Genomic DNA, 25,121 nt, shown 5'->3' with positions numbered 1-25,121 from the left:
GCCCTAGGCTTGGGGCTATGGAGTCTCAGGCCGGGGCGCCCCAATCGATCGGGCTCGCGCCATGGGCTGCGAGCCAGGCGTTCACCTGACCGAAGGGGCGCGAGCCAAAAAACCCGCGCGAGGCGGACAGCGGCGACGGATGGGCGCTTTCCAGGATCAGGTGACCGTCCGGCTGAATGTGCCGTGCCATCCCTTGCGCGGGCTTGCCCCAAAGGACGAAGGCGGTTGGCCGACCGGACACGCGCGCGAGGACCTGCCCGGTTAGCCGCTCCCACCCAAGCTTGGCGTGGCCCCCGATGACGCCCGCTGGCACCGAAAGATGCGTGTTGAGCAGAAGCACCCCTTGACGCGCCCATCCGGACAGGTCGCCGTTGGGCAGGCTGTCTCCGGTGTCATCCTTCAGTTCGCGAAAGATGTTGGCCAGCGACTTGGGTAGGGGTCGCACATCCGGGTTCACCGAAAACGCGAGCCCCATGGCGTGCCCGGGGGTCGGGTAGGGATCCTGTCCCAGGATCACGACCTTGACCGCTTCGGGCGGACACAGGGACAGCGCGTAAAAGCGACGTTCGTGCGCTGGCAGCACCGGTCGGGTTTCGCGGGACAATGCGTCGGAGATCCGAGGCCAGTCGTCGGCGAAGAACGGCAGGTCTTCCCAGGCTTGGGGGACCGGGGACTGCCCCTCCACCGCCGAGGTAGCGGGCGCGAAAAGATCGGGTTGGCTGGCCATTGTGGGCTCCGGTACGGGGTCAGCGGCCCAACGCACCGAACCCGGAGTTCGGTCCCACGGTCCTGTCTGTCCTGCCGTTCAGGCGGAAAGCGGGCTCACGGCCGCCAGTCGCTCTACCCGACGCTTGGCCTCACCGCTGTCGATGCTCTCGCGCGCGAATTCCACCCCTTTTGGCAAGCTCGCGGCATGGCCGGCGACGACCAGCGCAGCGGCGGCGTTGAGCAGAACCGCATCGCGGTAGGCGCCGGGGGCGCCGTCCAGAAGCGCGCGGAAGGCAGCCGCGTTGTGCTCGGGCGTGCCGCCCAGGATCGCCTCGAAGGGATGAGGGGTCAGTCCCGCATCCTCGGGATGGATCTCGTATTCCGTGACGGCGCCATGGTTCAGATCGGCTACCCGAGACGGTCCCGCGATCGACAACTCGTCCGTTCCGTCACTGCCGTGGACGAGCCAGGCCCTCTCCGAGCCGAGCCGTCCCAGCGTTTCCGCCATCGGTCGCAACAGATGGTTCGCATAGGTGCCGGTCAGCTGCCGAGCGACCCCCGCCGGATTGGTGAGCGGTCCCAAGATGTTGAAGATCGTCCGCGTGCCAAGCTCGGTCCGCGCGGGCATGACGTGCTTCATGGCCGGATGATGCATGGGCGCCATCATGAACCCGATCCCGGCCTCAAAAAGCGCCTTTTCGACCACGGCGGGGCCCACCATGACGTTGATGCCCATCTGCGTCAGGGCATCCGCCGCCCCCGATTTGGACGAAAGGTTGCGGTTTCCGTGCTTTGCCACCGGCACTCCGGCGCCAGCGACGACGAAGGCGGTCGCGGTGGAGATGTTCAGGGTGCCCTTGCCGTCCCCCCCGGTGCCGACGATGTCGATGGCCCCCTCGGGCGCACGGACACGATGGCACCGCGCGCGCATCTGGCTTGCGGCCGCGGCGATCTCCTCGACCGTCTCGCCGCGGGTACGGAGTGTCATCAGGAAACCGCCGACCTGCGCAGGTGTGGCGTCTCCCTCGAACAGGATCGAGAACGCCCGCTCGGCCTCCTCAGAGGAAAGGGAACGCTCGGCCGCCGCCGCGATGAGCGGCTTGAGGGCGTCGCTCATGCGGTCACCGGCAGGGTGTCCAGGAAATTGCGCAGCATGGCGTGGCCATGTTCGGAGGCGATGCTCTCGGGATGGAACTGCACGCCTTCGATGGGGAGTGTCCGATGGCGCAGGCCCATGATGGTTCCGTCCTCAAGCCAAGCGGTGACCTCCAGGCTCTTGGGCAGCGTCTCGCGCTCCACGATCAGGGAGTGATAGCGGGTGGCCTGGAAGGGGGAAGGGAGACCCCGGAATACGCCGGTGCCGTTGTGATGGATGGTGCCCATCTTGCCATGTACGATTTCATGGCAGCGGACCACGCGCCCGCCCATGGCTTCGCCAATGGCCTGATGGCCCAGGCACACCCCCAGAAGCGGCGTGCGCGTCTCGGCGGCGGCGGCGATCAGGGGAAGGCAGATCCCGGCCTGTGCGGGATCGCAGGGGCCAGGAGACAGCACGATGCCGTCGGGACGCAGGCCCATCGCTTGCTGGACGTCCAGCGCATCGTTGCGGCGCACGACCACCTCGGCGCCCAGTTCGCCCAGGTAATGGACGAGGTTGTAGGTGAAGCTGTCGTAGTTGTCGATCAGCAGCAGCATGAGCCCGTCTCCGAGGCGTCCAGGGCCCTTCAGGGCCGAATGAGGTCGCCGCGCCGCGTAACCGGCTGCGCGGACGGTGGCAACCATGCGGCCACGGCACCTGCGCCGTCAAGGTGACCGGGCGCCAGGGCACAAAACCCCGTAGAATTGGGCGTCGCTAGCCGCCGACCCGTGCCGCGCGCCCGCCGCGTCGCCGCACGAGCAGCCCCTCGCGGGCAGGAAGTTCGGTCAAGACGGCGTCGCGGCCTTCGGGTGACAGGCTGGGCCAGGCCGCGATCTCGCTCCGGGTGCGCAGGCAGCCAACGCAGAGCCCCGAGTCCGGATGGATCACGCAGACCTTCTTGCAGGGGCTCTGCGGCTCCGCGCGGGCCCAGACATCATCCATCGCGATTCTCCAGATAGGCCAACCGGTCGAGCATCCCCTGCAGGATGAACCCTGCCGCCACATGGTCGATGATCTCGGCACGACGTTTTCGGGACGTATCCGCCTCGATCAGCGCCCGTTCGGCTGCGACCGTGCTCAGCCGTTCGTCCCAGAAGGTGATGGGCAGGTCGGTCAGCCGCTCCAGGTTACGAGCAAAGGCACGGGTGCTCTGGGCGCGCGGCCCTTCGCTGCCGTCCATGTTCATCGGCAGGCCCAGGACAAGTCCCCTGAGATCGCGCGCGGCTGCGATCTCCAGAAGCCGGGCGGCATCCAGGGTGAACTTCTTGCGCCGGACCGTCTCGGTCGGGGTTGCCACGCGGCGGCGCAGGTCCGACACGGCGACGCCTATGGTCACTGTGCCCAAGTCGAGCCCTGCGATGGCGCCGTGTCGGGGGAGTGCGGCCAGGAACCCTTCCGCATCGGGAAGGATCATGGGGCCAGCCCCGCCTGGCCTGCGGCCGCGTCCAGCGCCACCAAAGCGGCCGAGTCACCCTCAAAGGCCAGGCGGGCTTCCGTCAGCGCGTCGCGCGCACCGGCCTCGTCGCCCAGGACCGCGAGCGAGGTGACGAGCCGCACCCATTCTTCGACCGGGCCGCCTTCGGCCGTCAGGCGTTCGCGGAGCCCCTGGACCATGCCTTGGATCATCTGCTGCTGCGCCTCGGGGTCCATGTCCGCAGCCGCGGCCATATCGTCGGATGATGGGCCGGAGGGAGCGGGCAGGGTGTAGTCCACCCCCGCGAGCCAGGCCATCTGTTCGATCTGTGCTTCGGCGCGGAAGCGGCGGAAGTCGTCGGGCGGCCCGTTCTCGACCACGGCCCGCCATAATGGGAAGGCGAGGTCCGGCCGCCCCGTGCTCGCGTAAAGCAGCCCCGCATAGTAGCGGAGCACCATGCTTTGAGGGTCGATCGCAGCGAGGCGGTCCAGGGCGGCTTCCGCTTCGGGCGAGACGAAGATCCCGCCTGTCGCTTCGACGAGGTAATCGACCAGCGTCGCCACGTCCTCGGCTGTGGCCGAGTCGCCCCGAAGGTGCACCAGGTTCTGCTGGGCCTGGGCTGCGGCCGCGAAGTTGCCGATCCGTGCCTCGTTCCGGGCGAGCAGCGCCCAGCCTTCGGGCTCGTCGGGCCGGGTCGGGACCACGCGGCGAAGCTCCTCGATAAGGGCCAGCTCCTCGGCCGGGACCTGGGGCACGGCAGCGGGAGCCAGTTCCGCGAAGCGCGCTTCGGCCTCGGCCTGGGACGGCCGGGTCTCGAGGGCTCTGGTCGCTTCGGCCACCCGAGCGGCCCGAGGCAGGTCGGAGGCACCGGGCTGACCCAGCACGCTGTAGACGAGAAGGCTTCCCATCACGGCGAACAGCCCGATCGCCACGACGGCGGCCAGCGCTGCGCTGCGTGGCGCCTCGCGCAAACGCGCGGGGCCTGCCCGGTCCGCCGCCAGGAGCCGGCGAGCGATCTCGGTGCGGGCGCGCTCGGCTTCCTCGGGGCGAATGACGCCGCGGGCGAGGTCGCGATCCACCTCGGCCAACTGGTCGCGGTAGATGGCCTGCTCCGGCGACGTCTCGGCGCCGGGGGCCGCAGGAGCCAGCAGGGGTCGCGCAAGAAGGGCTGCGACAGCCACGGACAGCATCCCGGCGATGATCCAGAACAGCACTTCCCGGTCTCCCGCGCCCCCATGGCGTTGCGCCGTTCTAGAGGGCGCGCGACCGACGCGGAAGGTCGCATTCGCGAGGCTTTGTGCCGCAGCGCCGCCGCTTCCCCCGGCTCGCCCGGTTTAGTAGGAGAAGCCCGTGGCCCGCCCGGGCGCCAAGGGGGTGAGTCTTCGATGCGTCGCTATTCCGTCTTCGCCCTCGCACGTGAAGGGCTTCGGCACCATTCCGGCTGGGATCGCGCCTGGACCTCGCCCGCGCCCAAGTCGCGATACGACGTCGTGGTGGTAGGGGCCGGCGGGCACGGGCTCGCCACGGCCTATTACCTCGGCAAGAACTTCGGCATTCGCAACGTCGCGGTCATCGAAAAGGGCTGGCTGGGCGGCGGCAACACCGGGCGGAATACGACGATCATCCGGTCGAACTACCTCCAGGATCCCTCGGCCGCGATCTACGAGAAGTCGCGCAGCCTTTACGAGACGCTGAGCCAGGAGCTGAACTACAACGTCATGTTCTCGCCGCGCGGCGTCATGATGCTGGCCCAGACCCAGCACGAGGTCCGCGGCTACAAGCGAACCGCCGAGGCCAACGCGTTGCAGGGCGTGGAGACGGAGTTCATCTCGCCCGCCCGCGTCAAGGAATTGTGTCCCATCATCCACATCGAGGGGCCGCGCTATCCGGTGCTGGGCGCCTTGTGGCAGGCCAGGGGCGGCACGGCGCGGCACGACGCCGTGGCCTGGGGCTATGCCCGCGCCTGCGCCGACATGGGCATGGACATCATCGAGCAGTGCGAGGTGAAGGGCGTCCTGACCGCGAACGGCAAGGTGTCTGGTGTGGAGACCAGCAAGGGCGCGATCGGCTGCGACAAACTGGCCATCGTCGTCGCCGGGCATTCCTCGGTGCTGGCCGAGATGGGGGGCTTCCGAATGCCCATCGAATCGATGCCCCTGCAGGCCCTGGTGTCCGAGCCGATCAAGCCCTGCATGGACGTCGTCGTCATGGCCAACACCGTCCACGGCTACATGAGCCAGTCCGACAAGGGCGAGATGGTGATCGGCGGCGGCACGGACGGCTACAACGCCTATACGCAGCGCGGGTCCTTCCACCACATCGAGGAAACGGTCCGCGCATTGATCGAAACCTTTCCCATCATCTCGCGGCTCAAGATGCTGCGGCAGTGGGGCGGCATCGTGGACATGACGGGTGACCGGTCCCCCATCATCAGCCGGACGCCGCTGGACAACTGCTTCATCAACTGCGGCTGGGGCACCGGCGGGTTCAAGGCCATCCCCGGATCGGGCTGGGCCATGGCCGAGTTGGTGGCCAAGGGGGAGCCGGGTCCGTTGGCAGCATCGTTCGGGCTCGAACGCTTCCGCGAGGGGCGGTTCATCGACGAAAGCGTTGCGGCCGGGGTCGCGCATTGACCGATAATCTTCACGACTTCGGGAACCGGCCGCGAGGAGGTCTCGTTGGGGCGTCGCAAGACGCATCCACGGAGCAACGTCCATGTCCGATCCGCACTACACTCCAACGCCGCCGCCGCGCAGCTCGGGCAGCACGATCGCCTTCATCATCGGCGCGATCGTCGTGGTTCTGCTGCTGCTGTGGTGGTTCATGTCGGCCGGCGACAACACGGTCGCAACAACCGGCGAGGACGCGACAGGCGTCACCGCCACTGAGGAAACTGTCGAAGGCACGGCAGCTGAAGGCGCGACCGACACCGCTGGCGAAGCGGCCACCGATGCTGCGACCGGTGCTGCCGCAACCACAGGGGCTGCTGCAGGAGCTGCTGCGACAGGCGCAGCCGATGCTGCTGGCGACGCCGCGACCGGTGCCGCCGACGCGGTGGGCGACGCTGCCACGGGTGCGGCCGATGCTGCTGGCGACGCCGCGACCGGTGCCGCCGACGCAGTGGGCGATGCCGCCACGGGTGCGGCCGATACAGCTGGCGATGCTGCGGCTGGCGCCACCGATGCCGCCGATGCTGCCGCCGACACTGCCGCCGACGCCGCGACAGGCTCGGACGAGACCAGCGACACCGGCGGAGTCACCGAGACCGCGCCGACAGAAGCCTCTCCGACCGAAGGCGAGTCCGCGCCGCCGACCGGCACCGCCGACCCCGCCGACCAGTAAGGCCGGGCTGACTTTCTCTCGGGGTGGCGCGCCGCGCCGCCCCGTCGTCATGCTGTCCCTTCGGGGGCAGTCGGGCCGCCTCCCGCAAGGGACGCGGCCTTTCCTTGTTTCCGCACATCCCGAGGAGGCAACGTGCTGACCCTCACCTGTCCCCATTGTGGGGTCCAAGCCGACGAGACCGAGCTTTTGCCCGGCGGCGAGGCGCATCTGAAGCGTCACGGCCCAGGCTCCTCGGAGGAGGAGTTCGAAGGTTATCTGTTCCACCGGCAGAACCCCAAGGGCCCGCACCTCGAGCGCTGGCGCCATGCCTTTGGCTGCGGCAAGTGGTTCCTGGCTGCCCGTGACACCGTCACGATGCAGGTCTTCGGAACCTATCCGGCCAGTCTGGCCACCCCCACGGACGAGATCCGCCGTCGTGCCGGCGTGGAGCGACCCGGCTGGGGATTCGAGCCCGGCGTTCCGGGCGAACCGGAGGCTGTGGAATGAGCACGCGTCTGCATCGCGGCGGACGGCTGATCGACCGTTCGCGCCCGCTCCGCTTTTCCTTCGACGGACACCCGTACCAGGGGTACGAGGGCGACACGCTGGCTTCGGCGCTGCTGGCCAACGGCCAGATGCTGGTGGGGCGCAGCTTCAAGTACCACCGCCCGCGTGGCTTCGTCGCCTCGGGCCACGAGGAGCCGAATGGCCTCGTGAACCTCGGGGCCGGTGATCGAGTGGAGCCCAACCATCGGGCGACGGTGACGCCGCTCAAGGACGGAATGACGGCGCTGAGCCAGAACCGCTTCCCGAGCCTCGACATCGACGTGGGCGTGCTGAACGACGCGCTGGGCCGGTTCCTCCCGGCCGGCTTCTACTACAAGACCTTCATGTGGCCGCGCGCCTTCTGGAAACATGTCTACGAACCGGTCATCCGCAAGTCGGCGGGCTTGGGGCGGGTGCCGCAGGGGCGCGACCCCGACACCTACGAGCATTTCAACGTCCATGTGGACGTGCTGATCGCGGGCGGCGGCGTGGCCGGCCTTTCTGCGGCATGGGCTGCCGCGCAGTCAGGTCAGCGTGTGCTGCTGATGGAGCAGAGCCCCTGCTGGGGCGGCCGGGCCGTCATCGATGAGCCCGAGATCGACGGCACGCCCGCCTCTCACTGGGTTGACCGGACAGTCCGTGCGTTGCGGTCCATGCCCAACGTCCGCCTGCGGCTGAACGCGCAGGTGAGCGGCGTATTCGACCACGGCTACGTCCTGGCCGCCGAGCAGTTGGAAGGGGCGGGGCCGCGTCAGCGGCTGTGGCGCATCCGGGCCGGCAAGGTCATCGCGGCGAATGGGGCTATCGAACGGCCGCTCGCCTTCGCCGGCAATGACGTGCCCGGCGTCATGCTGGCCTCGGCCATGCGGGACTATCTTGTGAACTGGGGCGTCAGCATCGGCGACCGTGTCGTGGTCGTGACCAACAACGACGACGCCTATCGCACGGCGCTGGCGATCCACCGCGCCGGGCTGATCGTGCCTGCCATCGTGGACGCCCGGCCGCGTCCGGACGGCGAGTTGGTACGGCAGGCGCGTGATCTGGGCATCCGGATCGAGGCCGGGCGAGGGATCGCCAAGGTCACCGGACGCCGCAGGGTATCCGGCGTGAAGCTTTGCGCCCTGTCCGGTGAAGGCTCCCCGATCGAGGAGATCTTCTGCGACGCCGTTGCCATGTCCGGTGGTTGGACGCCATCCGTCCACCTGTGGTCGCATTGCGGCGGCGGACTGTCCTGGGACGACGACCGGGCGATGTTCCTCCCCGATCCCAAGCGGCCGCCCCGCAACCATAACGGATCCCCCATCGTCCTGCCGGCCGGATCGGTCGTGGGCGAACTGAGGACGGCTGCCGTGATCGGCTCTGGCGCTCGGGCCGGGGCGGCGGCGGTGGGTGCCGACGCACCGGAGATCCTCGCGCACGACGCGGAGGAGGGGCCGTTCCTGCCCGTCTGGATCATGCCTCAAGGCGCCAAGACGGCGCTCAAGCGCAAGATGTGGCTCGACTTCCAGAACGACGTGAAGGTGTCGGACGTGGAACTGGCCGCCCGCGAGGGCTTCCAGTCAGTTGAGCACGCCAAGCGCTACACGACACTTGGCATGGCGACCGATCAGGGCAAGCTGTCGAACATTAATGGGCTCGCGGTGCTGTCGAACGCCCTGCATGTGCCGATCCCGCAGGTGGGGACGACGACGTTCCGTCCGCCTTACACGCCGCTGACGCTGGGTACGATCGGGGGCGTCGCCAAGGAGCACCTGTTCCAGCCTGTCCGCCGGACTGCCATCCATGAATGGCATCAGCGCCACGGCGCGACTTGGGAACCGGTGGGTCTGTGGCGGCGTCCCTTCGCTTACATCCGTCCCGGCGAGCATGTCCACGCCGCGATGAATCGCGAGGTGCTGGCTGTAAGGAACGGGGTGGGGCTCCTCGACGCCTCGACCCTTGGCAAGATCGTTGTGAAGGGACCGGACGCAGGCCGCTTCCTTGACATGATGTACACCAACGTCATGAGCAGCCTTCCCGTGGGCAAGTGCCGCTACGGCCTGATGTGTACCGAGAACGGGTTCCTGTCCGACGACGGCGTGGTCATCCGGCTGTCTGAGGATAGCTGGCTTTGCCACACGACCACCGGGGGCGCGGATCGCATCCACGCCCATATGGAGGACTGGCTCCAGACGGAATGGCACGATTGGAAGGTCTATGTCGCCAACCTGACCGAGCAGTGGGCGCAGATCGCCGTTGCCGGGCCGCGCGCGCGGGACGTGCTATCCAAGCTGGGCGGAATGGACCTGTCCAGGGAGGCGCTGCCCTTCATGGCCTTCGCCGAAGGCAAGCTCGGCGGGTTCGACGCGCGCGTGCACCGCATCAGTTTTTCGGGCGAGTTGTCCTTCGAGGTCGCAGTGCCGGCCAACCAGGGCCTCGCGCTCTGGGAGGCGCTGATGCAGGCCGGGACCGAATGGGGCATCACGCCCTATGGCACTGAGGCCATGCACGTGCTGCGGGCCGAAAAGGGTTACATCATGATCGGCGAGGAGACGGACGGCACCGTCATTCCGCAGGACCTGAACCTTGGCTGGGCCGTTTCCAAGAAGAAGCCTGATTTCCTGGGCAAGCGCGCGCAGGAGCGGTCCCACATGGCCGGCGGGCATCGCTGGAAGCTAGTTGGCCTTGAGCCTCTCAACCGATCCGTGTTGCCCGAGGGGGCCTATGTCCTCGGGCATGGGGAGAACGCGAACGGCCAGCGCAACGCCGAGGGCCGGGTCACCTCGACCTACTTCTCGGCCACCCTGGATCGCGGCATCGCCATGGCTTTGATCGAGAACGGCCCCGAGCGCATGGGGCAGGTGGTGCAGGTGTCGAACAAGGGCGGCCAGCCCATCGAGGCCCGGATCGTCGACCCGGTCCTTTACGACAAGGCGGGAGACAAGCTGAATGGCTGACGCGGTGACCTTGGCCGAGCCGCTGGGCATGATCGGCCTACGTGGCGACCACGGCGATGAGCGGGTGCGGGCGGCCGTGGTGGGCCTGACCGGGACGGCGTTCCCCGAACGCCTTCGCATCGAAGGAACCTCCCAGCGGGGGGTGGCCTGGATGTCGCCCGACGAGCTGCTGATCTTCGTGCCACGGAGCGAGGTGGCGCTGGCAGTGGATCGGCTCGCGACGGACCTGGCGGGGCTGCATCACCTAGTGACCGACGTATCCGATATGCGGGTCTGCGTTCGTATCGAAGGCCCCGACGCCCGCGAGGTGCTGGCCAAGCTGTCTCCCGCCGACTTGCATCCGGACGTCTTCGGGCCCGGCCTGTTCCGGCGCAGCCGCCTCGGCCAGCTTGCTGCCGCCTTCTGGCTGGAAGGCGAAGGCGCTCGGGTGATCTGCTTCCGATCCGTGGCGGATTATGCTGTTGCCCTGCTCCGGCAATCGGCAGCCGACGGAGCCGTGGGTCACTTTTGACACCAGCCAGAGTAGGACCGGATCGGCCATTTCTGGCCGAGCGGTTACTCTGCGCCGTTGCAGATTCCTGCTAAGTTTGATACAAATATCTTACTCAGACAGAGCACTGATCCGGCCGGCGATCCCGGCCCTTCAGGCCCGGCGATGACCGGGCCGGCCCTCGCCGTCCGCTGGCAAGCGGCCGCGAGGGCCATCTGCGTTGGATGGCGCCGCTTGGGCGCTGGCGTATTTCGGGCTACGCTCCCCGGCCCTTGACCTCACGGCTCCGTGCGCCTTGTTATGTCGCGCGCCGTTTCGGCGCCCGAACAACAAGGAGCCGCGCCATGGCCTTCAGCCTTCCCGACCTGCCCTATCCCCACGATGCGCTTGAAGCGAAGGGCATGTCCCGCGAAACCCTCGAGTTCCACCACGACCTGCACCACAAGGCCTATGTGGACAACGGCAACAAGCTGATTGCCGGGACCGAGTGGGAGAACAAGTCGCTCGAGGAGATCATCACGGGCACCTACCAGCCCGGCGCCGTGGCCCAGAACGGGATCTTCAACAACATCAGCCAGCTGTGGAACCACAACGAGTTCTGGCAGATGATGACCCCCGGCGAGAGCCGCATCCCCGGAGAGGTGGAGCGCGCGATCACCGAGGCCTTCGGCTCGGTCCAGGACTTCAAGACGCAGTTCAACACGCAGGGTGTGGGCCAGTTCGGCTCGGGCTGGGTGTGGCTGGTCAAGGACACGGACGGCAGCCTCAAGATCACCAAGACCGAGAACGGGGTGAACCCGCTCTGCGTTGGGCAGACCGCTCTCCTAGGCTGTGACGTGTGGGAGCACTCCTACTACATCGACTTCCGCAACAAGCGTCCGGCCTATCTGACCAACTTCCTCGACAACTTGGTCAACTGGGAGAATGTCGCCTCGCGCATGTAAGGCGGCCGCTCGCGGCATGACGACGGGCCGGCGGGGAACTGCCGGGCCGTCGCATTTCGGAACCGGGCCACGCCCCGACCGGTTTCCTTCCCGCCTAACGGAGGGAAGCGAGATGCAGCTTGAGAACGGCACCTGGGTCCTGGTCATCGACGGCACCAAGGCCATGATCTTCGAGAACATCACGGACGGGCAGGACCCCAATCTCCGGATCGTCCGCAAGGAGGAGAACGCCGAGGTCCCGGACGAGAACGTCGCGCGTGGCGTGAGGCGGACCGAGCCCGCCACGGGATCGACATCCGACACCCACCGCTCGGACGAGCACCGCTTCGTGGATGATCTGGCGGAGCAGCTCTACAAGTCGGCCCACCAGGGCAAGTTCGACAAGCTCGTGCTCGTGGCCGGGCCGAACCACATCGGGACCCTGCGGAACAAGCTGCACAAGGAGGTCACCGACCGCGTGGTGGCCGAGGTCCACAAGACCCTGACCGGGCATCCCGTGGACCAGATTGAGCGTATAGTGAGCCAGGAACTGGCCGGCGCCTAGGCCAGCGCCCCGCGAAGGGCGCCCTCCAGGGCGTCCACGTCGGCGACAAAGGTGGCGAAGGTCTGCAACGACTGGTCGGCAAAGCCCTCGGCCACTACATGATCCAGCAGGGCGCGGAGCGGCTCCCAGTAGCCGCCCGTGTTCAGAAGGAAGATCGGCTTGGCGTGCAGGCCGATCTGCCGCCACGTCAGCACCTCGAAGAACTCGTCCAGCGACCCGGCGCCCCCCGGCAGGACCACGATCGCGTCGGCGTTCATGAACATGACCTTCTTGCGTTCGTGCATGGTCTCGGTGACCACCAGGCGGTCAAGATCGCGCTTGGCCACCTCGCGCGGGAAGAGGTGGTCAGGGATGACGCCCAGCGCCCGCCCACCAACTGCCTGATGCGCCCGGGCAACCCGGCCCATGAGCCCCACGTCGCCCGCCCCATAGACGAGATCCCAGCCATTCGCGGCGATCATGCGTCCGGCAGCTTCGGCCGCCAGGGCGTGGGCGGGATCGCGGCCATCGCGCGAGCCGCAATAGACACAGATGGATGCAGCCAAACCTTCGCTCCGTGCATGAAATTTTGACGCTATCTAAAGGAGTGTTATGATCAATCCAATCGGGGGTCGGCCCCGATCAAACTAGGAGGACTTTGCCGTGGTCGACGGGAACGCCGTTCGCGTGGCTCTCGTGACCCTGGCCGGGGCCTGTGCGGTCAGCGGCGGTGTGGTCATGATCCTGCCCCGCATACTTCCTTCCGACGGTGAAGGGACGCCATCGACCGTCATGGCTTCTCCTGCCGCTCCCGCAACGCCGTCCGCGCCCCCCGAGTCCGAGCTGACGACCCCGACGCGTGGTCCCAGCTTCGACACGGTCCGTGTCGCGCCCGATGGCAGCGGCCTTGTCGCGGGGCAAGCCCGGCCGGGAGCCGTGATCGACATCATGACCGGCGAGACGACCACGGCCCAGGCCACCGCCGACGAGGATGGGCGTTTCGTGGCATTCCTCAATCTGCCGCCGTCCGATGGGCCGTTGGTCCTTTCGTTGCGAGACGGGGCCGGCACGGAGTCGCAGGAAACCGTGATCCTTGCCGCGCCGCCTCAGGCGAGGGCAGCCGCCGTTGAGCCCGCCCGTCCGGCGTTGCCTGCTGGCCCGCAGCAGGAGCCAGAGGCGGACGCTGTGGCACAATCCGGGCCCACCCCGGCCATGCCCCCGCCGTCTGGGTCCGGTCCTTCGGAAGAGGAGACCGGTGATGCACCGGCCATCGACGAGCCACCAGTTGAGGGGGACATCTCGTCCGCGATGGCTGATCCAACCGTTCCGGCAGCGGAGCAAGAGGGCCAGCCCCCCGTCCTCTTGTCGGACGCCGAAGGCGTGAGGCTGCTGCAGCCCGCCTTGCCGCCCGGCGCGGATGCCGAGATTCTGGACACCGTCGCCCTTGATGCCATTGCTTACGACGGCACTGGTGAAGTGACGATCTCCGGCCGTGGCACCGGAGGCGGTTCCGTCCGGCTCTACCTCGACAACGAAGCGGTGTCCGAAAGCGCCATCCAGCCCGATGGCCGGTGGAGCGCGCATCTCGACGGGACGGCCCCAGGGCTTTACACGCTCAGGGTCGATCAGGTGGACCCTTCGGGCGAGGTGGTGAGCCGCATCGAAACGCCCTTCCAGCGGGAGGAGCGCGACGGGATCGCCGCCCTGTCCGGGACGCACGGCACGACTGGAGCAGACCAGGCCATCCGGGTCCGCACGGTCCAGCCGGGCAACACGCTCTGGGCCATCGCCCGCGAGCGCTACGGCGAGCCGATGATGTATGTCCGTGTTTTCGAAGCCAATCGCGACCGCATCCGCGATCCTGACCTGATTTATCCCGGACAGGTCTTCGTTTTGCCGACCGGGGGCCAGCTCTGATACGCGTCCTGCCCATGCCTGCCTGTCCGGCTAGGGAAGGGCCACTCGCCAAGACCCGAGAGTCGCGCTAGGCTCCTCTGCTGCACAGCCAGGACCAGCCATGCGCCGCCTTTTCCCGACCGACTCTGCCCTTCGCGCCGACCGTGCCACGAACTGGCGCACCGTGAAGCGAACGGCCCCTTATCTTTGGCCAAGCGGGGAGGGCTGGGTGAAGCGGCGGGTCGTGGGCTCGCTGCTGCTGCTGATCGTGGCCAAGATCATCACCGTGCTGACGCCGGTGATCTATGGCTGGGCTGTCGATTCCCTTGAAGCGGCGGGGACCGTTCCGGGCGGGGCGATGGCGCTGGGGGTGATCGGCCTGACGCTGGCCTATGGCATGGCCCGGATCCTGAGCACCGGGTTCCAGCAGTTGCGGGACGTGGTGTTCGCGCGGGTGGGGCAGCGGGCGCTGCAACTGATCGCGCTGGAAACCTTCCGGCACATTCACGCTCTTTCCTTGCGCTATCACATCACCCGCAAGACCGGCGGCCTGAGCCGCATCATCGAGCGGGGCGTGAAGGGCGTGGATTTCATCCTGCGCCTGATGTTGTTCTCGCTCGGGCCGCTGGTGCTGGAGTTGCTGCTCACCGGCGCGATGTTGTGGTGGCTGTTCGACGCCTGGTACCTGCTGGTCGTGGCGTTGACGATCATCCTTTATGTCTGGTTCACCTTCGCCGTCACCGAGTGGCGGGTGAAGATCCGCAAGGAGATGAACGACCTCGACACGAGCGCCAACCAGAAGGCGATCGATTCACTCCTCAACTACGAGACAGTCAAGTATTTTAACGCCGAGGATCGCGAGGCGCGCCGCTATGACGAAGCCATGGGCGGCTATGCCGAAGCCGCCGTCAAGACCAACAACTCGCTGGCGTTCCTGAACTTCGGCCAGGGGCTGCTGATGAACATCGGCCTGATCGTCGTGATGCTCATGGCAGCGCGCGGGGTGCAGGCCGGGCAGCTCAGCACTGGCGACTTCGTGATGGTCAACGCCTACCTGATCCAGATCATGACCCCTCTGAACTTCCTGGGCGTGATGTACCGCGAGATCCGGCAGGCCCTCGTGGACATGGACGAGATGTTCAACCTCCTGGAGCAGCCGGCCGAGGTCACTGACAAGCCGGGCGCGAGATCACTCGAGGTATCCGGGGGCGAGATCATCTTCGATCAGGTGAAATTCGGCTACGACCCCGAGAGGCCCATCCTCAAAGGATTGAGCTTCCGCGTCCCGCCAGGGCAAAGGGTCGCCATCGTCGGTTCGACCGGCGCGGGCAAGAGCACCATCGGCCGGCTCCTGTTCCGTTTCTACGACGTCACTGGTGGCGCGATCCGCATCGATGGCCAAGATCTGCGCGACGTCACGCAGGAGTCGCTCCACGCCCGGATCGGGGTTGTCCCCCAAGACACGGTGCTGTTCAACGACACTATCGGCTACAACATCGCCTATGGTCGGAACGACGCTACCCAGGCCGAGGTCGAGGCCGCGGCGCGGGCCGCCCATATTCACGACTTCATCGCCGGCCTTCCTTTGGGGTACGACACCCAGGTGGGTGAACGGGGGCTGAAGCTGTCGGGCGGCGAGAAGCAGCGCGTAGGTATCGCGCGCACGCTGCTCAAGGACCCGCCGATCCTGATCCTCGATGAAGCAACCTCCGCGCTCGACACTGCGACGGAATCCGACATCCAGGGCGAGCTGAACGCCATGGGACGTGGCCGCAGCGTCATTGTCATCGCGCACCGCCTGTCCACGGTTGCCGATGCCGACCGGATCGTGGTGCTGGAGGATGGACGGCTTGTAGAGGAGGGCACCCACGAGGCGCTCCTTGCCCGAGGCGGTCGTTACGCAGAGCTCTGGTCGCGTCAGTCGCTGGACGAAGATCTGGCTGCTTGATCAGTCCCTCTCGCCTTCGTTGCTGGCCGGACTAGCTGCGCCTGGACGCGGGAGGGTTCGCCGACTGCGGTGTTCCGCCAAGACTTGACCTTAGCGTCAGTTCCGGCTTGCCAGAGAGATCACGACGCCGTACTGAGTCGGCCATAGTTCACGATATGTTCACGCTACTGTCAGGGAGGCATTTCATGCACTCGTCCCTATTCCGAACTGCATTGGTTCTCGGCCTTCTGTCGGCCATCGGTCCGTTCTCGATAGACATGTACCTCCCGGCGCTGCCGGAGATCGGGGCAGACCTGGGCGTGACCGAGACTCAGGTCCAGCTTACCATCACCATGTACTTCCTGGCCTTCGGGGTAAGCCAGTTCATCTGGGGGCCCATGGCCGACGCGTATGGCCGCAAGCTCCCCCTCATCCTGGGCATCAGTCTCTTTGCCGTGGGAAGCGTGGGCTGCGCTTTGGCACCGACCTTGGGCTGGCTGGTCGCCGCCCGGTTCGTGCAGGGGATCGGGGGGGCGGCGGTGGGCGTCGTGCCCCGCGCAATCGTGCGCGACCGTTACACGGGCATTGAGGCCACGCGGCTCATGGCGCTCGTGATGCTGGTAATCGCCATATCGCCGATGCTGGCGCCCTTGGCCGGGTCGGTGGTGCTGGCCTTCGGTGGATGGCGGCTGATCTTCGGCGTTTTGGTAGCAGTCGCGGCGATGAGCCTGATGGTCACGCTGTTCGGCTTGACCGAGACGCTCGCCCGCAAGGATCGTGTGCCGGTCAACTTCAGATCCATGGCCTCAGGTTGCCGGGTGCTGGTCGGGGATCCGGTGTTCATGGGGCTGACCTTTGTCGGCGCCTTCGGCTTCGGTAGCTTCTTCGTGTTCATCGCATCGGCCTCGTTCGTCTACACCGAGCACTTCGGCCTTTCGCCCACTGGCTTCTCGCTGGCCTTCGCTCTTAACGCCTTGGGCTTCTTCGCCGCAAGCCAGGCGGCAGCACCGCTTGGGCAACGGCTTGGGCTGCTGTTCAGCATGCGCATGGCCCTGATCGGCTTTGCGGTCAGTTCGCTGGCCCTTCTGGCCGTGACGCTAGCAGGCTTCGGCACCTTGCCTGTGCTGATGGGGTTCCTGTTCGTCGCGAATGCATTCCTGGGCCTCGTCATGCCCGCGACCTTCGTGATGGCGCTGGAGGAGCATGGCGACATCGCCGGACTGGCCTCCTCCCTCGGCGGGACGCTTCAGATGGTGACGGGCGGGCTCCTGGTCACGCTGCTCGGGCCGTTCTTCAACGGAACACCGCTTCCCATGGTGGCGGCCATTGCGCTCTGCTCGGTCCTTGCTCTCGGGATCGGGCTTGCGGTGCTGCGTCGGATGTCCGCGCCTGCCATGGCGGCAGGCGAATGATCGATGCCCTGGGGGGGTCTTGGCAGCCCCTGCGATCCCGCGCTATGACAGGCGGGACTTCGGGACCGCCCCAGGCGCGCCCCTAGCGCTTGAGGCATGGGGAGGTCCGGTGTGACCAACACCAATGAAAGCTTTATCGACGAGGTGACCGAAGCGGTCCGCCGCGAGCGGCTGAACCTTTGGTTCCGGCGTTGGGGCTGGATCATCGGCGTGGTCGTGCTGGCCATCGTCGGCGGTGCTGCCTGGGTCGAATGGAGCCGCTCCCAGACCGAGGCCGAGGCCGAGCTTCGGGGGGAGGCCGTGCTGACCGCTCTCGAGACGGAGGACGACGTCGCACGGCTTGCCGCGCTGTCGGACCTTCCTCGCGCCGGTCAGGAAGGCGTGGTGACTGCACTCCTCCTTGCGGCCGAGCAGCAGTCGGCCGGCGAGGCCGATGCCGCCATCGCAACCCTGAACACGGTCGCAGGCGTTTCGACGATCCCGCAAGTCTATCGTGACCTTGCGGCTCTCAAGGCGCTCATGGCGCAGGGCGCATCGGCCGACCCGCTCGCCCTCCAGGCGCTGGCCGCGCCAGGTGCGCCCTATGCGCTGCTGGCGCAGGAGCAACTGGCCCTCGTCCACCTCGCAAACGATCGCCGGGACGAGGCTGTGACTCTGCTGCAAGGGCTTCGTGACGATGCGGGCGTGGGGCCGACCCAACGCGCGCGGGTCGATGCGCTGCTGACTGCGCTTGGCGTCCCGCCCGAAGAGGCGGATGCGTCGCTGGCAGAGGTGCCGGTTCCGGCTGGAGAATAGATGATGCGTAGGGGCTTCCTGGGGCTCACTCTGATCGGGGTGGTCGCGCTTGCGGGTTGTGGTGGGCCGCCCGAGGTCATCCTGACCGGCGAACGCCTTCCGCTTCGTGATGGGACGTTCGACAACGTGCTGCCGGTCGCGGCCGCGCGCGGCATTGCCTTGCCACCCCAGACGGTGAATGCCGACTGGACCCACCGCAACGGCGGGCCCGACCACAATCCCGGTCACCCGGCGCTGCCGGGCACCCTGACCCGTGTCTTCTCGGTGGGCATCGGCGAAGGAGACAGCCGGGGTGCACGCATCACGGCCGAACCGGTGGTCGCCGGCGGCCGTATCTTCACGCTGGACGCCCGGGCCACGGTCAGTGCCTTCGCGACCAACGGTGGCCTGCTCTGGACCCGCAGCGTCGTCCCTGCAGGCGATGACCGGTCCGATGCCTCGGGCGGGGGGCTCTCGACGGATGGCGCGGCCGTCTACGTGAGCACCGGCTACGGGCGGCTGATTGCGCTTGACGCAGCGACCGGGACGCCCCGCTGGGCGCAGGACCTGGACGCGCCGGGCTCATCGTCCCCGACGATCCTCGGCGATCTTGTCGTCCTTGTGGGGCGCGACAGCCGCGCTTGGGCGCTGGATGCCGCGACCGGCCGTATCCGTTGGCAAGTGCAGGGCCTACCTTCGACAGCCACTTGGGCCGGGGGTGCGGGGGCCGCAGTTCGAAGCGACAGCGTCATCATCCCGCACCCCTCGGGTGAGGTGCGCGGCGTGTTCCCCGAGGGTGGGCTCGTGCGCTGGACGAGCGTCATCGCAGGCGCCCGTGAAGGGGCGGCGGCAGCCTACGCGGCGACGGACATCGGCGGCGACCCGGTACTCGTCGGCTCGAGTGTCTATGTCGGCAACTACTCGGGCCGCTTGGCCGCCCTGAACGCGGAGAACGGGGAAACCCTGTGGTCCATCCCCGAAGGCGCAGCCGGTCCCGTCTGGCCTGCCGGAGACTCGGTGTTCCTGATCAACGACCTGGGCCAACTCCTTCGCGTGGAAGCGGCCAGCGGCGCGGTGATCTGGCGCATCACCCTCCCGCGTGAGGAGCGCCGCAGGGGCGCGACCGGATTTCATGGTCCCACTCTTGCCGGCGGGCGGCTCATCGTTTCCACCACGGATGGCGTCCTGCGGCAGTTCGATCCTGCGACCGGCGCCGCCCTGGGCGATGTGGCGCTGCCTGCGGGGGCGTCTTCGGCCCCTGTCGTTGCTGGTTCCACGCTCTACATCGTGACCGAGGACGGGCGTCTGAACGCCTTCCGATAGGGCTGCATTCCGAAAACTGCGTCGCGGGTTTCGGCCGATGCGCGCCAGAACGAAAGACCAGGGCGCATGACCTTTACCCTTGCGATCGTGGGACGGCCCAATGTGGGCAAGTCCACTCTGTTCAACAGGCTCGTGGGCCGAAAGCTCGCGTTGGTGGACGACCAGCCCGGGGTCACGCGCGACCTTCGCGAAGGCCAGGCCAAGCTAGGGCCGCTTCGCTTCACCGTGATCGACAGCGCGGGCCTTGAGGAAGCGACGGACGATTCGCTCCAAGGCCGGATGCGACGGCTGACGGAACGGGCGGTGGAGCAAGCCGATATCTGCCTGTTCATGATCGACGCTCGCCAGGGGGTCACGCCAACTGACCAGATCTTTGCCGACATCCTGCGCCGCAAGAACGCTCACGTTATCCTGGCCGCCAACAAGGCCGAGGGCAGGGCGGGCGAATCGGGCTGGCTTGAAGCGTTCTCCCTCGGACTGGGCGAGCCGATCCGTATGTCGGGCGAGCATGGGGAAGGCATGGAGGACCTGCTCAGCACTCTGATGCCGCTCGCCGATGCCTTTGCGGCCCGTGACGCCGAGACCGCCGAGGAGGCTCCAGAGACCGATGTGGATCTGGGCTGGTCCGGCGAGGAAACCGAGGACGACGAGGACGAGCCCGCCGAGGATTGGCGTCCGACCGAGAAACGTCCGCTCCAGATCGCTGTGGTGGGCCGCCCTAACGCGGGCAAGAGCACGCTGATCAACCGCATCCTCGGCGAGGAGCGGTTGCTGACCGGACCCGAGGCGGGGATCACGCGAGACGCGATCTCCATCCCGACCTCCTGGGAGGGAACCCCCGTCCGCATCTTCGACACGGCTGGCATGCGCAAGCGCGCCAAGGTTCAGGATAAGCTGGAGAAGCTGTCTGTGTCCGACGGTTTGCGGGCGGTGCGCTTTGCCGAGGTGGTGGTCGTGCTCCTTGATGTCGACATCCCCTTCGAGCAGCAGGATCTTCGGATTGCCGACCTTGCCGAACGCGAAGGACGGGCGGTCGTCATTGCTGTCAACAAATGGGATCTTGCCACGGACCGGGAAGCACGGCTTCAGGCCCTCAAGGAAGCGTTCGAGCGGTTGCTGCCGCAGCTTCGTGGCGCTCCTCTCGTCACCGTCAGCGCCATCACGGGCCGCGGGCTAGACCGGCTGCACGAGGCCGTCGTGAAGGCACACGAGGTCTGGAACCGCCGTGTCTCGACCGCGCAACTCAATCGCTGGCTCATGGGCATGACCGAGGCTCACCCGCCCCCGGCCCCGGGCGGGCGGCGGATCAAGATGCGCTACATGACCCAGGTAAAGACCCGGCCCCCCGCCTTCGTGGTCATGACCTCATTGCCCGAGGAAGTCCCCGCGAGCTACGAACGCTATCTCGTCAACGGCTTGCGCTCAGCCTTCGACCTGAACGGCACGCCCATCCGCCTGATGCTGCGCGACCGGAGCGAGAAGAACCCGTTCAAGGGGCGCAAGGTAGCTCGGGTGACATCGCTCACCAAGCATCTGAAGGGGCGTGACGCCTAGGCGGTTCGACGGCCAGCCCAAGCCACGGTCAGCACCGACGCGATCCCGGCCACCGCGAGCAGCGTCACTCCCGGCCGTTCCATTCCGTTCTTGACCGCGATCCCGAACAGCGCCCAGGCCACCGCGATCCCGTACTCCGGCGCGCGGGGCCGGTCGGCTTGGACGGCCATCGCGGTCACCAGAGCGAGCGGGAGGCCGATGAATGCCCAACCGAGCGGCCCCGTCAGCACGCCCCAACCTGCCATCGTGCTCCCCAAGGACACGAAGGACGCTGCCGTGAGCCAGCCGGCATAGAGCGCGACAGGCGCCTGCAGCAGCCAGCGATCACGGGCCGGAGCGCCCAGCAGCGCTGACACCGCCGCGCCAGCCATGAGGAAGATCACGACTGTTGCCCAGACCGCCGAGGTGCTGGCAATGAATAGCCAGCCCGTGCCCAGCATCAAGCTGGCCAGCAGAGGGCTTCGCACGCGGTCCCAATCCGGGTCGTCGGCCCGCCGCCAAAGGCCATAGATCCCCGATACGGCAAGCCAGGCATAGATCAGCCCCCAGATCGAGAAGGCCCATCCTGCCGGTTGGATAGGCGGATCGACCTGCGGGATCGGGACCTGACCCGAATCGTAGCCATCGAAGGGAACGAGGTAGCCCATCGCCGCGAAGGCTAGGGTGACAATAAGGACAAGAAGGGGCAGGGGACGCATGATCCTGATATCATGCGTCTCGGTGCGTGAATGCAAGGCGGGGATTCACAACCCCGCAGCGTCTCAGGCCAGTTCGCCTATGGAGGTGACCTGCGTCGCCCCGCGAAGATAGGGCCGGAGAGCCTCGGGCAGGGTCACGGAACCGTCCTCCTCTTGCCCGTTTTCGATCACGGCGATCAGAGTGCGCCCGACCGCGAGGCCCGAGCCGTTCAGGGTATGGACGAACTGCGGCTTGCCCCCATCGGCGGGCTTGAAGCGCGCGTTCATGCGCCGCGCCTGATAGTCGCCGCAGGTCGAGACCGAGCTGATCTCGCGGTACTTGTTCTGGCCAGGCAGCCAGACCTCTAGGTCATGCGTCCGCCGCGCTCCGGAACCCATGTCGCCCGCGCAAAGCACGACCGTGCGATAGGGCAGGCCCAACCGCTCCAGCACCGTCTCGGCACAACGGGTCATGCGGACGTGTTCGGCGTCCGAGTCCTCGGGGCGGGTGATCGACACCATCTCGACTTTCTCGAACTGGTGCTGGCGGAGCATGCCCGAGGTGTCGCGGCCCGCGCTTCCCGCCTCGGAGCGGAAGCACTGGGTGTGCGCCACGTAGCGGCGGGGCAAGCTGGCCTCGTCGACCGTATCGCCGTTCACGATGTTCGTCAGGGGCACCTCGGCCGTGGGCACGAGCCACCAGCCGTTGGTGGTCTGGTAGGAGTCCTCGCCAAACTTGGGAAGCTGCCCGGTCCCGAGCATCATGTCGGACTTCACGAGGACCGGCGTCCAGGTCTCCGTTAGTCCATGCTCCTCGATGTGGAGGTCCAGCATGAACTGCGCGAGCGCCCGCTGGAGCCGGGCCATCGCGCCCGACAGGACCACGAAGCGTGTGCCCGACAGCTTGGCCGCCGTTTCGAAGTCCATGCCGGCCTTGGCGGCGGGAATCTCGTAATGCTCCAAGGGCTGGAACGAGAAGTTACGCGGGTTACCCCAGCGGCGGATTTCGACATTGTCGCCCTCGTCCTGGCCGTCGGGCACATCGGCGTAGGGCAGGTTCGGAACCTGAAGGAGCAGGGTCTCCAGTTCCTTGTCCTTGGCCTTGGCGTCCTCGGTCAGCCGGGCGATCTCGGCCTTCTTTTCGGCCACCAGCGCCCGAAGCCGCTCGAATTCGGGCTCGTCGCCTCGCGCCTTGGCCGCCCCGACCTCCTTGGAGGCGCGGTTCTGCTCGGCCTGCGCCGTCTCTGCTTCGGTGATGCGGGCGCGCCGCGCCTCGTCGATGGCGAGCACGATGGGCGAGATCGGAGACAGCCCGCGCCGGGACAGCGCGGCGTCGAAGGCGGCCGGGTTCTCTCGGATGGCGCGGATGTCGTGCATGGGTCTTGTCCCCTGGGTTGAACGCGATCCCTATGCCGGATCGCGTCCCAGGGGGGAAGTGGTGGCGCGGCAATGGCTGCACGCGCGTCTTGCTGGCGCACCACCCGACCCTCACAGCTTGGTGCGGTGGACAAGCGGGGGGGCCGCCCCTATGGTGCCGCGACTTTTCCGGGGGCCCTATCCCCTGCGCCACTCAAAGGACCGTCATGGAAGGCATCGCTTCCCTTGTTCCGCTGATCCTCGTCTTCCTGATCATGTACTTCCTGCTGATCCGTCCGCAGCAGAAGAAGCTCAAGGATCATCAGGCCATGGTGGCCGCGCTGCGCCGGGGCGACCAGGTTGTCACCTCGGGCGGGCTCATCGGACGGGTCACCAAGGTCAAGGAGGAGGTCGGCGAGCTCGAGGTCGAGATCGCCCCTGGCGTCAACGTCCGCGTCCTCCGCACCACCGTACAAAGCGTGCTCAGCAAGACCGAGCCGGCGAAAGCCTGACATGATCTTCATCCCTCTCTGGCAGAGGCTGCTGGTGGCCCTGGTGACCGCCGGGGCTATTCTCCTCGCCCTGCCTAACCTGTTCTACTCTCGCGTGGAGCAGGCCAACGACGCCCGTGCTTCCATCGAAACCGGCCTTAGCACCACCGAACTCGAGGCGCAGGCCGGGCAGTGGCCCTCCTGGCTTCCGTCGGGACTGATCAACCTGGGTCTTGATCTGCGGGGCGGCGCGCATCTCCTGGCCGAGGTGCAGGTCGCCGACGTCTACGCTTCGCGCATGGACTCGCTATGGCCCACCATCCGCGACGCCCTTGCGGCCGAACGCGACACCGTAGGCTTCGTGACCCGCGAGGAGGGGCCGCCGGCCGAGCTGCACATCCGCATTTCGAACCCGGACCGGGCCGCCCGCGCGCTGGAGATCGTTCGTGGTCTGGCGCAGCCGGTCGCGACCGTGACCGGTGGTGGGGCTTCGGACATCGAGGTCCGAGCGCAGAACGATATCCTGATCGTCAATCTGTCCGAAGCCGAACGGACGGCGACCGACGACCGCACGGTGCGCCAAGCCCTGGAGATCGTGCGTCGCCGTATCGACGAGGTCGGCACGCGAGAGCCGACCATCCTGCGGCAAGGGGCCGATCGCATCCTCGTGCAGGTGCCCGGCGTGGGCTCCGCCCAGGAGGTCAAGGACATCATCGGGACCACGGCGCAGCTCACCTTCAACCCTGTGGTGCAGCGCACCACCAACGAGAATGCCGATCCCGGTCCGGGGAACATCCTCGTGCCCTCGCTCGACGAGCCCGGCGCCTTCTACATCCTGGACCGCGCGGCCGTGGTAACGGGCGAGGAACTGACCGACTCCCAGCCGACCTTCGACCAGAATGGCCGTCCGGCGGTGAGCTTCCGGTTCAATGCCCAGGGCGCACTGGCCTTCGGCGAGTACACGTCGGCCCATATCGGTGAGCCCTTCGCCATCGTCCTCGACAATGAGGTGATCTCGGCCCCGGTGATCCAGAGCGCCATTCCCGGCGGCAACGGCATCATCACCGGCCAGTTCACGCCCGAGGAATCGACCAACCTCGCCATTCTGCTTCGCGCAGGCGCGTTGCCGGCCGAACTGACCTTCCTGGAAGAGCGGACGATCGGCCCCGAACTGGGCGAGGACTCCATCAACGCCGGCAAGACCGCGGCCTATGCCGCCGCCGTGCTGGTGGTCTTGTTCATGATTGCGTCCTACGGCATCTTCGGCGTGATCGCCGTGGTGGCCCTTGCCATCAACATCGTCATGATCTTTGCGCTCCTGTCGCTGCTGGGCGCCACGCTGACCTTGCCCGGCATCGCCGGCATCGTGCTGACGATGGGGCAGGCCGTGGACGCGAACGTGCTGATCTACGAACGCATGCGCGAGGAGTTGCGTCGCGGCGCATCGCCGGTCAAGGCGGTCCAGGAAGGCTTTGGCAAGGCCTTCTCGGCCATCCTCGACGCCAACGTGACGACCTTCATCATCGCAGCGATCATGTTCTTCGTGGGGACGGGGACGATCCGCGGATTTGCCGTAACGCTGGCGATCGGCGTGGTCACGACCATGATCACGGGTGTCTACGTGTCGCGTGTCCTCATCTCCCTCTGGTTCGCGCGGACCAGGCCCAAGACCATCACCGTGTGAGGACCAG

General features: G+C 67.2%; 24 protein-coding genes. 15 read left to right on the top strand and 9 right to left on the bottom strand.

Annotated elements, in window-relative coordinates; translation table 11 throughout:
- Positions 1-25: 25 nt before the first annotated feature.
- From FHG66_RS00790 to ccmI, 6 genes are all read right to left on the bottom strand, one after another.
- Complete coding sequence (locus FHG66_RS00790) at positions 26-727, bottom strand: uracil-DNA glycosylase (RefSeq protein ID WP_139074684.1); 702 nt, start codon at positions 725-727, stop codon at positions 26-28.
- Positions 728-805: 78 nt separating this feature from the next.
- Positions 806-1,825, bottom strand: a complete 1,020-nt coding sequence (gene trpD / locus FHG66_RS00785) for an anthranilate phosphoribosyltransferase (RefSeq protein ID WP_139074683.1) — start codon at positions 1,823-1,825, stop codon at positions 806-808.
- Positions 1,822-2,403, bottom strand: a complete 582-nt coding sequence (locus tag FHG66_RS00780; RefSeq protein ID WP_139074681.1) for an anthranilate synthase component II — start codon at positions 2,401-2,403, stop codon at positions 1,822-1,824. Before FHG66_RS00780 ends, trpD begins: the two co-directional genes overlap by 4 nt.
- 157 nt (positions 2,404-2,560) lie before the next feature.
- The gene (locus tag FHG66_RS00775; protein ID WP_139074679.1) at positions 2,561-2,788 is read right to left on the bottom strand and encodes a DUF1289 domain-containing protein; all 228 of its coding nucleotides are present in this window, start codon (positions 2,786-2,788) and stop codon (positions 2,561-2,563) included.
- On the bottom strand, positions 2,781-3,260 hold the full coding sequence (gene ruvX, locus FHG66_RS00770) for a Holliday junction resolvase RuvX (RefSeq protein WP_139074678.1): 480 nt from the start codon (positions 3,258-3,260) through the stop codon (positions 2,781-2,783). Before ruvX ends, FHG66_RS00775 begins: the two co-directional genes overlap by 8 nt.
- The gene (ccmI, locus tag FHG66_RS00765) at positions 3,257-4,474 is read right to left on the bottom strand and encodes a c-type cytochrome biogenesis protein CcmI (protein WP_246082409.1); all 1,218 of its coding nucleotides are present in this window, start codon (positions 4,472-4,474) and stop codon (positions 3,257-3,259) included. The genes ruvX and ccmI overlap by 4 nt, the downstream gene beginning before the upstream one ends.
- A gap of 171 nt (positions 4,475-4,645) precedes the next feature.
- Here ccmI and FHG66_RS00760 point away from each other — a divergent pair, with 171 nt between their 5' ends.
- The 7 genes from FHG66_RS00760 (at position 4,646) to FHG66_RS00730 (ending at position 12,041) form a co-directional block, all read left to right on the top strand.
- Positions 4,646-5,893, top strand: a complete 1,248-nt coding sequence (locus FHG66_RS00760) for a sarcosine oxidase subunit beta family protein (RefSeq protein ID WP_139074676.1) — start codon at positions 4,646-4,648, stop codon at positions 5,891-5,893.
- An 82-nt stretch (positions 5,894-5,975) separates the two neighbouring features.
- Positions 5,976-6,602 carry a flagellar basal body-associated FliL family protein gene (locus FHG66_RS00755; RefSeq protein WP_139074674.1) on the top strand — a complete coding sequence of 209 codons (627 nt, stop codon included), beginning with the start codon at positions 5,976-5,978 and terminating at the stop codon, positions 6,600-6,602.
- Between the two features lie 132 nt (positions 6,603-6,734).
- On the top strand, positions 6,735-7,088 hold the full coding sequence (locus FHG66_RS00750; protein ID WP_139074672.1) for a sarcosine oxidase subunit delta: 354 nt from the start codon (positions 6,735-6,737) through the stop codon (positions 7,086-7,088).
- Positions 7,085-10,063 (top strand): sarcosine oxidase subunit alpha family protein, encoded by a 2,979-nt coding sequence (locus FHG66_RS00745; RefSeq protein ID WP_139074670.1) that lies wholly within the window; start codon positions 7,085-7,087, stop codon positions 10,061-10,063. The genes FHG66_RS00750 and FHG66_RS00745 overlap by 4 nt, the downstream gene beginning before the upstream one ends.
- Entirely contained in the window at positions 10,056-10,574 is a 519-nt protein-coding gene (locus tag FHG66_RS00740) for a sarcosine oxidase subunit gamma (RefSeq protein ID WP_139074669.1), read from the top strand. Before FHG66_RS00745 ends, FHG66_RS00740 begins: the two co-directional genes overlap by 8 nt.
- Positions 10,575-10,897: 323 nt before the next feature.
- Positions 10,898-11,497 (top strand): superoxide dismutase, encoded by a 600-nt coding sequence (locus FHG66_RS00735; RefSeq protein WP_139074668.1) that lies wholly within the window; start codon positions 10,898-10,900, stop codon positions 11,495-11,497.
- 112 nt (positions 11,498-11,609) lie between these two features.
- Positions 11,610-12,041 (top strand): host attachment family protein, encoded by a 432-nt coding sequence (locus FHG66_RS00730; protein ID WP_139074666.1) that lies wholly within the window; start codon positions 11,610-11,612, stop codon positions 12,039-12,041.
- On the opposite strand, the gene FHG66_RS00725 is transcribed toward FHG66_RS00730, so the two are convergent.
- Positions 12,038-12,586: an LOG family protein gene (locus FHG66_RS00725; protein WP_139074664.1), complete on the bottom strand. Its 549-nt coding sequence runs from the start codon at positions 12,584-12,586 to the stop codon at positions 12,038-12,040. The two genes, FHG66_RS00730 and FHG66_RS00725, sit on opposite strands and share 4 nt — an antisense overlap.
- A gap of 97 nt (positions 12,587-12,683) precedes the next feature.
- Between FHG66_RS00725 and FHG66_RS00720 the strand changes: the two genes are divergently transcribed.
- The 6 genes from FHG66_RS00720 to der all read left to right on the top strand — a co-directional run bounded on the left by FHG66_RS00720 (position 12,684) and on the right by der (position 20,906).
- The gene (locus tag FHG66_RS00720) at positions 12,684-13,937 is read left to right on the top strand and encodes an Ig-like domain-containing protein (RefSeq protein ID WP_139074663.1); all 1,254 of its coding nucleotides are present in this window, start codon (positions 12,684-12,686) and stop codon (positions 13,935-13,937) included.
- Between the two features lie 100 nt (positions 13,938-14,037).
- Positions 14,038-15,864 (top strand): ABCB family ABC transporter ATP-binding protein/permease, encoded by a 1,827-nt coding sequence (locus FHG66_RS00715; RefSeq protein WP_139074661.1) that lies wholly within the window; start codon positions 14,038-14,040, stop codon positions 15,862-15,864.
- Positions 15,865-16,049: 185 nt separating this feature from the next.
- Positions 16,050-17,255 (top strand): multidrug effflux MFS transporter, encoded by a 1,206-nt coding sequence (locus tag FHG66_RS00710; RefSeq protein ID WP_139074659.1) that lies wholly within the window; start codon positions 16,050-16,052, stop codon positions 17,253-17,255.
- A 111-nt stretch (positions 17,256-17,366) separates the two neighbouring features.
- Entirely contained in the window at positions 17,367-18,050 is a 684-nt protein-coding gene (locus FHG66_RS00705) for a tetratricopeptide repeat protein (protein ID WP_176556069.1), read from the top strand.
- Positions 18,051-19,352 carry an outer membrane protein assembly factor BamB family protein gene (locus FHG66_RS00700; RefSeq protein ID WP_139074655.1) on the top strand — a complete coding sequence of 434 codons (1,302 nt, stop codon included), beginning with the start codon at positions 18,051-18,053 and terminating at the stop codon, positions 19,350-19,352.
- 66 nt (positions 19,353-19,418) lie between these two features.
- Positions 19,419-20,906 carry a ribosome biogenesis GTPase Der gene (gene der / locus FHG66_RS00695; protein ID WP_139074653.1) on the top strand — a complete coding sequence of 496 codons (1,488 nt, stop codon included), beginning with the start codon at positions 19,419-19,421 and terminating at the stop codon, positions 20,904-20,906.
- Here der and FHG66_RS00690 read toward each other — a convergent pair.
- Complete coding sequence (locus FHG66_RS00690) at positions 20,903-21,604, bottom strand: hypothetical protein (protein ID WP_139074652.1); 702 nt, start codon at positions 21,602-21,604, stop codon at positions 20,903-20,905. The genes der and FHG66_RS00690 overlap by 4 nt on opposite strands.
- Before the next feature lie 63 nt (positions 21,605-21,667).
- Complete coding sequence (gene serS / locus FHG66_RS00685; RefSeq protein ID WP_139074650.1) at positions 21,668-22,960, bottom strand: serine--tRNA ligase; 1,293 nt, start codon at positions 22,958-22,960, stop codon at positions 21,668-21,670.
- Between the two features lie 206 nt (positions 22,961-23,166).
- Here serS and yajC point away from each other — a divergent pair, with 206 nt between their 5' ends.
- Positions 23,167-23,451 carry a preprotein translocase subunit YajC gene (gene yajC / locus FHG66_RS00680; protein ID WP_139074648.1) on the top strand — a complete coding sequence of 95 codons (285 nt, stop codon included), beginning with the start codon at positions 23,167-23,169 and terminating at the stop codon, positions 23,449-23,451.
- 1 nt (position 23,452) lies between these two features.
- A complete protein-coding gene (secD, locus tag FHG66_RS00675; RefSeq protein ID WP_139074646.1) occupies positions 23,453-25,114 on the top strand; it encodes a protein translocase subunit SecD in 1,662 nt (553 codons plus the stop codon).
- The last annotated feature ends 7 nt before the right edge of the window (positions 25,115-25,121 follow it).

Origin of the sequence: Rubellimicrobium rubrum (assembly GCF_006152115.1) — a bacterium.
Classification (GTDB): Bacteria; Pseudomonadota; Alphaproteobacteria; order Rhodobacterales; family Rhodobacteraceae; genus Rubellimicrobium; species Rubellimicrobium rubrum.
This window is presented reverse-complemented; position numbering and strand designations above follow the sequence as displayed.